General features: G+C 64.7%; 11 protein-coding genes. 4 read left to right on the forward strand and 7 right to left on the reverse strand.

The features are described 5' to 3' along the window. Positions 1-78 precede the first annotated feature (78 nt). A complete protein-coding gene (gene nagE / locus U5A65_RS17000) occupies positions 79-1,839 on the forward strand; it encodes an N-acetylglucosamine-specific PTS transporter subunit IIBC (RefSeq protein ID WP_321946843.1) in 1,761 nt (586 codons plus the stop codon). An 83-nt stretch (positions 1,840-1,922) separates the two neighbouring features. Here the strand turns inward: nagE and cydB are convergent, their stop codons facing one another. The 4 genes from cydB to rpoH all read right to left on the reverse strand — a co-directional run bounded on the left by cydB (position 1,923) and on the right by rpoH (position 6,096). Next, complete coding sequence (gene cydB, locus U5A65_RS17005) at positions 1,923-3,059, reverse strand: cytochrome d ubiquinol oxidase subunit II (protein ID WP_321946844.1); 1,137 nt, start codon at positions 3,057-3,059, stop codon at positions 1,923-1,925. A gap of 37 nt (positions 3,060-3,096) precedes the next feature. Further along, a complete protein-coding gene (locus U5A65_RS17010; protein ID WP_321934349.1) occupies positions 3,097-4,683 on the reverse strand; it encodes a cytochrome ubiquinol oxidase subunit I in 1,587 nt (528 codons plus the stop codon). Then, a complete protein-coding gene (gene cydP, locus U5A65_RS17015; RefSeq protein ID WP_321907643.1) occupies positions 4,670-4,972 on the reverse strand; it encodes a cytochrome oxidase putative small subunit CydP in 303 nt (100 codons plus the stop codon). The genes U5A65_RS17010 and cydP overlap by 14 nt, the downstream gene beginning before the upstream one ends. A 188-nt stretch (positions 4,973-5,160) precedes the next feature. Next, the gene (gene rpoH / locus U5A65_RS17020) at positions 5,161-6,096 is read right to left on the reverse strand and encodes an RNA polymerase sigma factor RpoH (RefSeq protein ID WP_321907645.1); all 936 of its coding nucleotides are present in this window, start codon (positions 6,094-6,096) and stop codon (positions 5,161-5,163) included. A 578-nt stretch (positions 6,097-6,674) separates the two neighbouring features. Between rpoH and U5A65_RS17025 the strand changes: the two genes are divergently transcribed. After that, positions 6,675-7,058, forward strand: a complete 384-nt coding sequence (locus U5A65_RS17025) for a nuclear transport factor 2 family protein (protein ID WP_233879491.1) — start codon at positions 6,675-6,677, stop codon at positions 7,056-7,058. Positions 7,059-7,198: 140 nt separating this feature from the next. Here U5A65_RS17025 and leuA read toward each other — a convergent pair whose 3' ends face one another. Both leuA and ybiB read right to left on the reverse strand, forming a co-directional pair. Next, on the reverse strand, positions 7,199-8,845 hold the full coding sequence (gene leuA, locus U5A65_RS17030; RefSeq protein WP_321946845.1) for a 2-isopropylmalate synthase: 1,647 nt from the start codon (positions 8,843-8,845) through the stop codon (positions 7,199-7,201). Positions 8,846-9,428: 583 nt separating this feature from the next. Next, complete coding sequence (ybiB, locus tag U5A65_RS17035; RefSeq protein ID WP_321934347.1) at positions 9,429-10,391, reverse strand: DNA-binding protein YbiB; 963 nt, start codon at positions 10,389-10,391, stop codon at positions 9,429-9,431. 288 nt (positions 10,392-10,679) lie between these two features. Here ybiB and U5A65_RS17040 point away from each other — a divergent pair, with 288 nt between their 5' ends. After that, positions 10,680-11,378 carry a fumarylacetoacetate hydrolase family protein gene (locus U5A65_RS17040; protein WP_321907654.1) on the forward strand — a complete coding sequence of 233 codons (699 nt, stop codon included), beginning with the start codon at positions 10,680-10,682 and terminating at the stop codon, positions 11,376-11,378. A gap of 44 nt (positions 11,379-11,422) precedes the next feature. Continuing rightward, entirely contained in the window at positions 11,423-12,070 is a 648-nt protein-coding gene (gene maiA / locus U5A65_RS17045; RefSeq protein WP_321907656.1) for a maleylacetoacetate isomerase, read from the forward strand. A 97-nt stretch (positions 12,071-12,167) separates the two neighbouring features. Here the strand turns inward: maiA and ftsY are convergent, their stop codons facing one another. Then, a complete protein-coding gene (ftsY, locus tag U5A65_RS17050) occupies positions 12,168-13,337 on the reverse strand; it encodes a signal recognition particle-docking protein FtsY (protein ID WP_321907658.1) in 1,170 nt (389 codons plus the stop codon). Positions 13,338-13,362 lie beyond the last annotated feature (25 nt).

Consider the following 13,362-nt stretch of genomic DNA (forward strand, 5'->3'; position numbering starts at 1 on the left):
CCGGCGTGCGCAGCGATCGCGCGCCGGCCTCTCTCACCCACACACGTCAAGCAAGAGATAGAGACTGGAGGCAGTTCAATGGATGGCAATCCGTTTCTCAAGATACAAAGCCTCGGCCGCGCGCTGATGCTTCCCATCGCAGTGCTGCCGGTCGCCGGCATCCTGCTTCGCTTCGGCCAGGCCGACATGCTCAACATCAAGATCATCGCCGACGCGGGCGGCGCGATCTTCGATAACCTGCCGTTGCTGTTTGCGATCGGCATCGCCGTGGGCTTCGCGAAGGACAACAACGGCGTAGCCGGCCTCGCGGGCGCGCTGGGCTATCTGGTCCAGACCGCCGTGATGAAGGACATCAACGACAAGCTCAACATGGGCGTGCTGTCGGGCGTGGTGGCCGGTGTCGTCGCGGGCATGCTGTACAACCGCTTCAAGGACATCAAGCTGCCCGAGTTCCTCGCGTTCTTCGGCGGCAAACGCTTCGTGCCGATCGTCACAGGGCTCACGTGTCTCGTGCTCGGCATCGTGTTTGGCTTCGTGTGGGGACCGGTGCAGGGCGTGATCGACACCGCCGGCCACTGGCTCACCACGGCGGGGGCGATCGGCACCTTCGTGTACGGCTTGCTCAACCGCCTGTTGCTCGTCACGGGTCTGCACCACATCCTCAACTCGCTCGTGTGGTTCGTGTTCGGCTCGTTCACGCCGGCAGCCGGCGGCGCGGCCGTCACGGGCGACCTGCACCGCTTCTTCGCGGGCGACCCCACGGCGGGCAGCTTCATGGCCGGCTTCTTCCCGGTGATGATGTTCGGCCTGCCGGCAGCGTGCCTCGCCATGCTGCACGAAGCGCCGAAGGACAAGCGCGCGATGGTGGGCGGCCTGCTGTTCTCGATGGCGCTCACCTCGTTCCTCACGGGCGTGACCGAGCCGATCGAGTTCACGTTCATGTTCCTCGCGCCCGTGCTCTACGCGATCCATGCGGTGCTCACGGGGCTGTCGCTGGCGATCTGCTCGCTGCTTGGCATCAAGCTCGGCTTCACGTTCTCGGCGGGCGCGATCGACTACGTGCTGAACTACGGGCTCTCCACGCATGGCTGGTATGCGATTCCGCTCGGTGTGGTCTATGCGGTCGTGTACTACGGGCTGTTCCGCTTCTTCATCCGCCGCTTCAACCTGCCCACGCCGGGCCGCGAAGCCTCGGCGGGCGATACGGCCATCGCCTCGACGATGTCGGGCGTTGCGGTCGCGGCTGGCGGCGCGGCAACGGCGGCGTCGCTCTCGCGTGCTGCGCGTTACATCGATGCGCTCGGCGGCGCGGCCAACCTCAAGGTGGTCGACGCGTGCACGACGCGTCTGCGTCTCTCGGTGGTCGATCCGGCCCATGTTTCGGAGCCGGCGTTGAAGGCAATCGGTGCGCGCGGCGTGCTCAAGCGCGGCGGCGAAAGCGTGCAGGTCATCATCGGGCCGGAGGCGGATATCATCGCCGATGAAATTCGCGGCGAGATCGCGCGTGGCGGTGCCGCGGCCAGCAAGCCGGCTGCTGCAGCGCAAGCGGTTCCGGCTGCTCATGTTGTTCAGGCCGAAGCGAGCGCTGCTGTCGCGCAGGGCCCGCTCGATCCGAATCCGTCGCGCTGGCTCGCGGTATTCGGCGGCGTCGCCAACATCGTTTCGCTCGACGCGGTGGCGGCCACACGCTTGCGCGTGATCGTGCGCGATCCGGCTGCCGTGGATCGCGAGAAGCTCGGCACGCTCGACGTGGCGTGGATTTCGGCGGATACGCTGCACATCGTGGTCGGCGACGCCGCGCCGCGTTATGCACGTGAACTGGCGCTTCAGCCGGCGTAATCGATTCGCGGTATGCCGATGAAAAACGCCGCAGCGTATGCTGCGGCGTTTTTGTTTTCGGTGTCTCTAAACGGCATCGACGCTTAGTACAACGTATGCTGATTGTCGCGTATGACGTCAGCGGTAATCTTGCCGCGCATGACGCGATAGACCCATGCCGTATAACCGAGCACGATCGGCAGGAAGATGATGACGGCAACGAGCATGATCTCGAGCGTCATCTTGCTCGAAGTCGCGTCCCAGACCGTGAGGCTCGAACGCGGGTCGAGCGACGAGGGCATGATGAACGGAAACATCGAGAAGCCCGCGGTGAGAATCACGCCGACGATCTGCAGCCCCGTGCTCAGGAACGCAAGCCGTTCGAAGCGTGAACCCGCGAGTGCGAACGCGAGCAAGCCGCCAAGCACGCCCAGGACAGGGGCGAGCGCCATCCACGGATAGAGCCCGTAGTTCGCGAGCCAGAGCCCCGGCCCGGAATCGACGCTCTTGAGGAGCGGATTGGCCACCGTGTCGAGAGGCGCGGGCGACGTGATCGTATAGCCGCCGATGAGCGTCGCCACGAGCGCGCCCGCCACGAGGAACAACACGATCGTGAGCCCCGCGAACAGGCGCAGCGCCTTCGAGGCGCGCATCGCAACGACACCATCGCTCTTGAGTTTCAGGAACGCCGCGCCGTGCGCGGTGAGCATGCAAAGACTCACCAGCCCGCAGACCAGTGCGAACGGATTGAGGAGGGCAAAGAAGCTGCCGTGATACGTCACGCGCAGGTCCGTGTCATAGGCGAACGGCACGCCCTGGAGCAGATTGCCGAACGCCACGCCGAACACGAGCGCGGGCACGAAGCCGCCGATAAAGAGGCCGTAGTCCCAGCCCTGACGCCATCTCACATCCACGCGCTTGCCGCGATAGTCGAAGCCCACGGGCCGGAAAAACAGCGCGAAGAGCACGAGCAGCATGGCGAAGTAGAAGCCCGAGAACGACGCCGCATAAGCGAGCGGCCAGGCGGCGAACATCGCGCCGCCCGCGGTGATGAACCAGACCTGGTTGCCTTCCCAGGTCGCGCCCACCGTGTTGATGACGATGCGGCGTTCCTCGTCGGTCTTGCCGACGAAGGGCAGTAGCACGGCCGCGCCCATATCGAAGCCGTCGGTAAGCGCGAAGCCGATCAGCAGCACACCGATCAGCACCCACCAGATCAACTTGAGCGTTGCGTAATCCATGGCGTGTTCCCTCGCGGTTTTCGTTGTCTAGCGCCGATCACGTGACCTTGCCGTCGGTCGCAAGCGTCGCCGTCTGCTCGTGGAAGTAACGACCGGTATGCAGCGACGACGGCCCGAGGCGCGCGTACTTGAACATCAACGTGATCTCGATGATGAAGAGCACCGTGTAGAAGATTACGAAGCCCGCGATGCTCAGCATCACGTCGCCGGGCGCGAGGCTCGAAGCCGAAAGGCGCGTGGGCAGCACCTCCGCGATGGTCCATGGCTGGCGCCCCGTTTCCGCGACGACCCAGCCGAACTCGGCGGCGAGCCACGGCAGCGGGATCGCCACCAGCGCCCAGCGGAGGAACCAGCGGCGGTTTTCCTTGAGCAGCGAGCGCTGCGCGCAGAACCAGAAGGCGAGCACGAAGGTTACGAGAAAAAGGATGCCAAGGCCGACCATCACGCGGAACGACCAGAACACGGGGGCAACGGGCGGGATCGCGGTTCTGGACGCGGCCCTGACCTGCTCGGAGGTCGCATCGACGACGTTCGGCGTGAACTGCTTCAGGAGCAGGCCGTAGCCGAGGTCGGCCTTGTGCGCTTCGAACACGTCGCGCGTTTCGGTGTCGGCGGTGCCTTCTTTCATCTTCTGCAGCGCGGCGTACGCGAGCATGCCGTTGCGGATGCGCACTTCGGCGCGGCCCATCAGGTCTTTCAGGCCGATCACGGGTGTGTCGATCGAGCGCGTGGCGATGATGCCCATGAGCCAGGGAATGCGGATCGCGTAGTCGGTGCGCTCTTCCTTCTGGTTGGGCAGGCCGAACAGCGTGAACGGCGCCGGGGCGGGCGCGGTCTCCCATTCGGATTCGATGGCGGCGAGCTTGACTTGCTGCACGACGCCGTCGGTGTAGCCCGATTCGTCGCCGAGGATCAGCACGCACAGCGTGGACGCAAGGCCAAAGCCCGCGGCGATCGCGTACGAGCGCAGTGCGAACTCCACATCGCGCCGGCGCAGCAGGTACCACGACGAAATGCCGAGCACGAACATCGACGCCGTCACGTAGCCGGCGGAAACCGTGTGCACGAACTTCACCTGCGCGACGGGGTTGAAAATCACATGGAACAGGCTGGTGAGTTCCATGCGCATGGTTTCGTAGTTGAACGCCGCGCCCACGGGGTTCTGCATCCAGCCGTTGGCGATCAGAATCCATAGCGCCGAAAGATTCGAGCCGAGCGCGACGAGAAACGTGGTGAACAGATGCGCGCCTTTCGACAGGCGATTCCAGCCGAAAAAGAACAACCCGACAAAGGTCGATTCGAGGAAGAACGCCGCGAGCCCTTCCACGGCGAGCGGCACGCCGAAAATGTCGCCCACGTAGTGCGAGTAGTACGACCAGTTGGTGCCGAACTGGAACTCCATCGTGAGGCCGGTGGTGACGCCCATCGCGAAGTTGATGGCGAAGAGCTTGCCCCAAAACTGCGTCATGTCCTTGTAGATCACCTTGCCGGTCATCACGTACACAGACTCCATGATGACGAGCAGCCACGAGAGGCCGAGCGTGAGCGGCACGAAGAGGAAGTGGTAGAGCGCGGTGATGGCGAACTGAAGACGCGAGAGTTCCACCGATTCAATCGCGGGCATGACGGTCTCCTCGTTGTGGCGGCATGGCCGGAGGTTGGGACACGGACGGCTGGGGCCTTGATGCCGTGGGCACGGCCAGGATGGCCTGCGCGACAGCGGCAGGCGGCATGTTCATGTCTTCTGCCTGCGGGTGACTGAAGAATGCGTATTTGAGCGCCATCAGCAGGACAAGCTTGATGACGAGAACGAGGGCAATATCGCGCGCAAAGGTGGGGCCGCGCATCCACTGGAAGATGCGCGTGCGCAGCAACGACGGTGCGCGCTGGCGTTGACCGGATGCCGGGATCATGACGACGGGTGCCCTCGAACGCGTTACGAGGCCAGACCGCGGCGCGGCCTCTGGCTCACCACCTCGAAATCATCTTAGGGTGGAATCAGCGCGGCCGGTGCGAAGGTGCGCAGCTTTCGGAGCGCGCAAAAGAAAAACCCCGTTCGCGGGAACGGGGTTTTCGGTTTGGCTTTTAGACCTGCTGCGGCTTACGCGTAGTCGGCGAGCGCGGTGCGCATCTTCTTCATGGCGCTTGCTTCGATCTGGCGAATGCGCTCGGCCGAAACGCCGAACTCGTCGGCCAGTTCGTGCAGCGTCGAGCCGCCCGAACCGTCGTCGTCGACGTTGAGCCAGCGCGCCTCGATGATGCGGCGGCTGCGCGCGTCGAGCGCTTCCAGCGCGCTCGCAATGCCGTCGGACTGCAGGCGGTCGCGCGAACGTGCGGCCAGCACGGCGCTCGGCTCGTTATGCGAGTCGGCGAGCCAGGCGATCGGGGCGTACGACTCCTCGCCGTCCTCGGTCTGGCCTTCTAGCGCAATGTCGGCACCCGACAGGCGCGTTTCCATCTCCACGACCTCTTCGCGCTTCACGTTCAGTTCCTGCGCGAGGCCGTCGATTTCCTCCGGCGTGAACGACTGCAGGCCCTGCTTGTGGCTGCGCAGGTTGAAGAACAGCTTGCGCTGCGCCTTGGTCGTGGCGACCTTCACCATGCGCCAGTTGCGCAGGATGTATTCGTGGATCTCAGCCTTGATCCAGTGCATCGCGTACGACACGAGCCGCACGTTCTGCTCGGGGTCGAAGCGCTTCACGGCCTTCATCAGACCGATGTTGCCTTCCTGGATCAGGTCGGCGTGCGGCAGGCCGTAGCCGAGATAATTACGCGCAATCGACACGACGAGGCGCAGGTGCGACAGCACCAGGCGGCGCGCACCTTCAAGATTGTTTTGCTCGCGAAACTCGGTCGCGAACTGACGCTCTTCCTGGGGCGTCAGCATCGGGATCCGGTTCACGGCTTGAATATAGGCGTCGATGTTGCCCAGCTGGCCGGGCAACAGGGAAGCATTCGCGAGCGCCAATGAGCCCCCGGCCTTGGCCGACGACGGGCTCAGCGTACTCGGAAGGGTCATGGTCATTGCGTTGCTCACGTAGCGAACTCCTCAGGAATCTTGCAAAAGTCAGACACCGACTCCACGGTGGATGTTAGCACTCTGAATCACCGAGTGCTAATACTTGGAGTCTGTAGGGGCTTCAAGGTTCCTTGATTCCTATCGAAATGGTTGTATCGATAGATTACACTAAACGCCGGCGATCAAGCGGGGCGGGGCCTCGCGCCCGGCGCAGGCCAGCGCAAAGGGCAGGCCGAAGGAACACTCTAGAACGGGACAGCAGTCCGGCGCGGAGGCGCGGGAGATAAAGGGTTGAATCAAGGGGCTCTCGACGGAGCCGCGCAGCGCTCGGACTTTGCCACAGAATCTGATGAATAGACATCGGACGAAGCTGAAAGTGCTGCGCTGCGACATCAGGGCGCGGCTGCGGGGACGCGGCTGCCGCCATGCGCGGTTTTCACCGGACGCGTGGCTTATGCGCCATACATGGGGGCGTTGTCTTTGATCGCAAGTATCCTTGCGTGAAATCCTGGTATAAATTTCAGCCAGACATATGCGGAAAATCTTCGGCGTGGGGCTGCGCTCAGGCGCGGGCCGGCGCGCAAGGGGCTTGAGCGATGGCGGCAAAACTAATCGATGCGATTCGCGGACTTGAGCGCGAGCGCTTTCGCGCGATGGTTGATGGCGACGGCACGTCGCTGGACCAGTTGCTGTCCGATCACGCGACCTTCGTCCACACCAACGGCAAACGCGAGACCAAGCAGCAGTTCATCGATGCGATCACGGCGGGCCGCCGCCGCTACCGCCAGATCGAGATCCAGTCGCAGGACGTGCTTCAAGCCGGAAACGAGGCCTGCGTGGTCTCCGGCCGCGTGCTGATCGAGATGGAAGCGAACAACGGTGCGCTGCTCTTTCCGATTGCCTACACGGCGATCCAGACACAGGAGGGTGGTCACTGGCGTCTGCTCGCATGGCAGGCGACGCGTTGCGCGATCGAGTGACGACCGGTAAGTCCACTCGCTGGAACGCCGCTTAGGCGCTTCAGGCGCACGCCGGCGGCCCGTTTTGCCGCCGGCGCTCAACATGCCGCCGATTTCCCTGCTTGACTTCAAACTGCTTGTGTTGCCGCGCGCGGTGGGTGTCAGGCCGCCACGCGCTGGTCTACCGGCGTCCAGGCCGCACGATTCACTGCGCTGACCACTGCCGCCACGCTCGCATGAACAGCGTCGTCGCCCACGCCCACGCCGTGGCGCAGCGGCTGGCCACCCACACGCGCACCGACGAATACGGCCGTGCCACCCTGCGCCGTGCGCTCGCTCTCGAACGAGGTGATTTCGATACGCTCGCCCGCCATTGCCGCGATTGCGGCGGCCACGGCTTGCGCATGCGCCTCATCGGCGCTCGCGGCAGCCGGCATGGCCACGTCGCGGCCTTCCCAGCGCACACGGCCTGAACCCACGTTGGCGGCCGGCCCGCGCGTTTCGAAGTACTCACGCGCGAACAGCGCGCAGACGGCATCGCCCGTGATTTCCTCGCCCGACGTATCGGCGACGGTCTGCACGGCGTGGCTGAACTCGATCTGCACGCGGCGCGGCGGCGTGAAGCCCATGCCGCGCTCGAGCAGATACGTCGCGCCGCCCTTGCCCGACTGGCTGTTCACGCGGATCACCGCGTCATAGCTGCGGCCGAGATCGGCGGGATCGATCGGGAGATAGGGCACTTCCCAAACCGCGTCGGGCCGTTGCTGCGCGAAGCCCTTGCGGATCGCGTCCTGGTGCGAGCCCGAGAACGCCGTGAACACGAGATCGCCCGCATACGGATGGCGCGGGTGCACGGGCAACTGGTTGCAGCGCTCGACCACGCGGCGCACGGCGTCGATGTCGGAGAAGTCGAGGCCCGGGTCGATGCCCTGGGTGTAGAGGTTCATTGCGAGCGTGACGAGATCGACGTTGCCGGTGCGTTCGCCATTGCCGAACAGGCAGCCTTCGATGCGATCCGCGCCCGCGAGCAGCGCCATTTCGGCGGCGGCCACCGCCGTGCCGCGGTCGTTATGCGGATGTACCGAGAGGACGATGCTGTCGCGGTACGCGAGGTTGCGGTCCATCCACTCGATCTGGTCGGCATAGACGTTGGGCATCGCCGCTTCGACGGTCGCCGGGAGATTCACGATCATCTTGTGATCGCGCGTGGGGCGCCACGTCTGGGCCACCGCATCGCACACTTCGCGCGCGAAGGTCAGCTCGGTCATGCTGAACGTTTCGGGCGAATATTGGTAAATCCAGTGAGTTTGCGGGTTCTTGTCGGCATGTTCGCGGATAATGCGCGTGCCTTCGACCGCGAGCGCCTTGACTTCTTCCTTCGACTGGCCGAACACGATCTTGCGAAACGACGGGCAGATCGCGTTGTAAAGGTGGACGATCGCGCGCGGCACGCCTTCGAGCGCTTCGAACGTGCGGGCGATCAGTTCTTCGCGCGACTGCACGAGCACTTCGATCGTCACGTCCTCGGGAATGCGCTTTTCCTCGATCAGCTTGCGCACGAAATCGAAGTCGGTCTGCGACGCGGACGGAAAGCCGACTTCGATTTCCTTGAAGCCGATCGCGACGAGCATCTCGAAGAACTCGGTCTTCTGCTCGATGCTCATCGGCTCGATCAGCGACTGGTTGCCGTCGCGCAGGTCGGTACTCATCCAGATCGGCGCGCGTTCGACGGTGCGCGTCGGCCATTTACGGCCGTTCAAGCGGATGGCGGGGAAGGGGCGGTACTTCTCGGCGGGATTACGCAACATGACGAGCCTCGTTCTTCGTGTTGTCGTATGCGATGGCGGTCGGCAGCGGGCGGCTGGCGGGCTGGCGACGGAGCACGATGCGCGAAACTTCATGCGTACGGGCGGCAACCGCGGACGCGAAGAAGACGGCCACGGTGACGGCGGTAGCCGGCGCGGCGACAGCGGACGTAAACGATGCCCATGCAACGTGCATTTTGACCTCGCGACTCGTCCGGACGGTAAGCGGACGAATGCAGACGACAGGTTGTAGAGATACAGCGGATTTGGGGTACTGCGAGAACTGCTTGGGGAGGACCGCGGTGACCGGAGAGGGGGTCGTTGCGGCGCTACACCAGCTTTAGGCTAGGCGTAGCGATAGGGCCGATAGTCGGCCGAGGGTAATTCGGAGGGTGTTCGGGTAGGAACGCATTCGTCCAATGTAAAACAGGGCCGACGAGTGTGTCAACAACGAATTTGCAGATTGAGCGCGCGACGATGCGTGAAGATGGCCGACGAAGCGCGCCGATGCGCTTTTGCTCGTTGCGCGGATCGCCCGCTCCGCACGGCTTTCAGCGGATTGGGCGATGTGCTTTGGGTTCGAACGTTAGCGCTTCGCGATGCGCTTGATCGTCTCGATCTGGCGCGCGATGGCGTCGGGCACCGGTGCTTCGCCACGCAGCACCGCTTCGATCCATGCCGCCGTAGTGGGCGCGTCGCGACCTTCCGGAAGATCGATTTCGGGCGCGCCAGGCGATGAACGCTCCGGCTCGATCAGCGTCTCGCAGATGCCGTCGTGCAACCAGTCGACCTGCACCTGGCGGCGCGTGTCCGCCACGGCTTCGCCCTCGGTGCCGCGCGCGAGCAGCGCACCGCCCACGGCGGCTTCCGGATGCGCCGCAAAGAGGGCGCTCAGGCTTTCGCGGTACGGCGGGTGCGTGTAGTTCACGAGGCGCAGGCCCGGCTCGGCGAACGGTTGCAGCAGCTTCACGAGCGTATGCGTGGAATTGCGCACGCCCATGCGCCGGCGCAGCGAGAGCAGCCGCGCGAGTTTGGGCGCGAGCGTTTCGATCGATGAAAACGCCACGCGGCTCGACGCCAGTTGCGCTTCGATGTCGGCGTGATCGTGGGTCTCGGGCCGGTTCAGCGCCGCGAAGATTTCCGCGCTCGTCACGCGGCCCGGGTCGGTGGTGACGCCGTGCACGAGCGTTGGCACGCCTTCGCGCGCGAGCAGCAGGGCGAGCAGCGGCACGAGGTTCGGTTGTTTGCGCGCGCCGTTGTAGCTTGGGATCGACACGGGCCGATAGTCGCCCGCCGGCACCGCGAGCGGTGCGAACGAGGCGTGTGCGGCGCGCAGCATGGCAGACAGTTCATCGGCGGTTTCGCCCTTGAGACGGTAGGCGAGCAGCACGGCGCCTAGCTCCAACTCGGGCACGCGTCCGTCGAGCATCGCGGCGTAGAGCGCGTGCGTGTCTTCGGACGAGAGCGAGCGAGCGCCGTTCGGTCCGCGGCCGATCTCCTTGATGAAGCGGGCGCACGGGAAGATGTCGGTGGAGTCGGCGGTGGTCATGGGCAAGCGTGGTTCGTTCGACGGCGTGCGGCGCGCCGCCGTCGTATTGAAATGGGGGATGCGAGAAGTATCGCACGAGCACCCCATGCCTCGCCGGCCATGCCAGCGCCCGCTTCTGGTCAGCCCCCTCCGCGAAGGCTGCTTGAAGGCTTCGCCGCGCGTGCTCACCGTCGCGCGTTACACTCGCGATTGCTCTGGCGTGCAAGCCGCGCCTCACGCCTTACACGCCCTAAAGATCTACAGGCCCGCGTGCCTCGCGCACGCTCCATCACAAAGACGGAGAACTTCATGACGTACGTAATCGAACCGGCGGCGCTCGCCTCGGTGCCGGTGGCCGGCAGCGACTCGCGTTTCCCCGTGCGGCGCATCTACTGCGTTGGCCGCAACTACGAAGCGCATGCGCGCGAGATGGGCCACGATCCGAACCGTGAACCGCCGTTCTTCTTCTCCAAACCCGCCGACGCCGTGCTCTACGTCGCGCCCGGTTCGACCGCCGAGTTTCCGTATCCCGCGCAATCGAAGAACGTGCACTTCGAGATGGAACTGGTCGCGGCGATCGGCAAGGGCGGCAAGGATATTCCAGTCGCCAGCGCGCTCGACCATGTCTACGGCTACGCGCTCGGGCTCGACATGACGCGCCGCGACTTGCAGGCTGAAGCGAAGAAGCTCGGTCGTCCGTGGGATACGGCCAAGGGCTTCGATCATTCGGCGCCCATCGGCCCGATTCATCCGGTTTCGAAGATCGGCCAGCTCGAGAAGGGAGAAATCTGGCTCGCGGTCAACGGCGAGGAAAAGCAGCGCTCGGACATCTCGCAGATGATCTGGCCGGTTGCCGACACGATCGCGTTCCTTTCGACGCTGTTCGAGCTGAAGGCCGGTGACCTGATCTATACGGGCACGCCCGAGGGCGTGGGCGCCGTCGTGAAGGGCGACCTGATGACGGGCGGTGTGGCAGGCATCGGCGAATTCGCCGTGCGGGTCATCTGAGCGGCGCCGTCCGCATCAGGATTCAAGAGGAGCAAGAGAGGAGCATGAAGCTTTACAGCTATTTCCGCAGTTCGGCATCGTATCGAGTGCGTATTGCGCTGAATCTGAAGAACCTGTCGTACGAGTACGTGCCGGTCCATCTCGTGCGCGATGGCGGCGAGCAGCTCAAGCCCGCCTATCGCCAGGTCAATCCCGACGCGATCGTGCCGGCGTTCGTCGACGACGAAGGGCACACGCTGCAGCAGTCGCTCGCGATCATCGAGTATCTGGAGGAGACGCATCCCGAGCCGCCGCTGCTGCCGAAGTTGCCCGCCGATCGCGCGCACGTTCGCTCGCTTGCGCTGCAGGTGGCGTGCGAGATTCACCCGGTGGACAACCTGCGCGTGCTGAAGTACCTCAAGCACACCGTTGGCGCGGACGACGCGACGAAAGACGCGTGGTACCGCCACTGGATCGAGGCGGGCTTCGAGACGTTGGAACAGCGGCTCGCCAGCGATCCGCGCACCGGCAAGCTCTCGTTTGGCGACACGCCCACCGTTGCCGATCTTTGCATCGTGCCGCAGGTCTACAACGCGAACCGGTTCAAGATCGACACGACGCGCTACCCGACCATTCAGCGCATCAACGACTACGCGCTCACGCTCGACGCGTTCGCACGCGCCGCGCCGGGCGTGCAGCCGGATTCGGAGTGAGCGTCTGACCGGCGTACGTCGGCTGCGCCAATGAAAAAGGGCGTCGTTCGTGAGAACGACGCCCTTTGTGTATCTAAATCCACTTAAACGCGCGCTTTTAGCTGCCAAGCAGCGCGTCGGCGAATTCCTCGGCCACGAACGGCTGCAGGTCTTCGACCTTCTCGCCCACGCCGATGAAATACACGGGAATCGGGCGTTGCCGCGCGATCGCAGCGAGAATGCCGCCCTTGGCGGTGCCGTCGAGCTTCGTCACGATGAGGCCGGTGAGGCCGAGCGCGTCGTCGAACGCCTTGACCTGCGCGAGCGCGTTCTGGCCCGTGTTCGCGTCGATCACGAGCAGCACCTCGTGCGGCGCACCGTCGAACGCCTTGCCGATCACGCGCTTGACCTTCTTCAGCTCGTCCATCAGATGCAATTGCGTCGGCAGGCGGCCCGCGGTGTCGGCCATCACCACGTCGATGCGGCGCGCGCGCGCGGCGCTCACGGCGTCGAAGATCACCGCGGCCGGATCGCCGCTTTCCTGCTGCACGACCGTCACGTTGTTACGCTGGCCCCAGATGGCGAGCTGTTCGCGTGCGGCGGCGCGGAAGGTGTCGCCCGCGGCGAGCAGCACGCTTTGGTCGAAGCTCTGCAGATGCTTCGCCAGCTTGCCGATGCTGGTGGTCTTGCCCGCGCCATTCACGCCCGCGATCATCATCACGAGCGGCTGGGCGCGACCGAGCATGAGCGACTTTTCGAGCGGCTTGAGCAAGTCGATCAGCAGCTCGCGCAGGGCGTCCTTCACCTGTTGCGCTTCGGTCAGCCGCTCGGCGCGCACTTTCTGGCGCAGCGTTTCGAGCAGATATTCGGTGGCGTCGACGCCCGCATCCGACATCAGCAGCGCGGTTTCGAGCTCCTCGTAGAGGTCGTCGTCGATCTTCGCGTTGACGAAGATGCTCTGGATGTTCGAGCCCGTTTTCGAGAGCCCCGACTTCAGGCGCTTGAGCCAGGATTGCTTGGCGGCAGCCTCGAGCGCGGGCGGCGGGACGATCTCGATGGTTTCCGGTTCGTCATCGCTGGCGGCGCTCGCTTCCTGCGCCGGGGCAGGCTCGACCGGCGCGGCCTCGGCCGCAACTACAGATGGTGCAGGCGACGTTTCGCTCGCCGTGCCGGCGGGCGCTTCAACGGCCTCGTCCGGCGCCTCGAGCGTGGCTTCGCCTTGCGCGTTCTCGGCCGGCGCGTTCTCGGCGTCCTTCGAGCCGCGGAATCGTTTGAAGAAACTGAACATGGTCTGGGGTGGGTCAGGCGCGCTG

The organism is Paraburkholderia sp. J10-1, from assembly GCF_905220165.1.
In the GTDB taxonomy this organism is placed as follows: Bacteria; Pseudomonadota; Gammaproteobacteria; order Burkholderiales; family Burkholderiaceae; genus Paraburkholderia.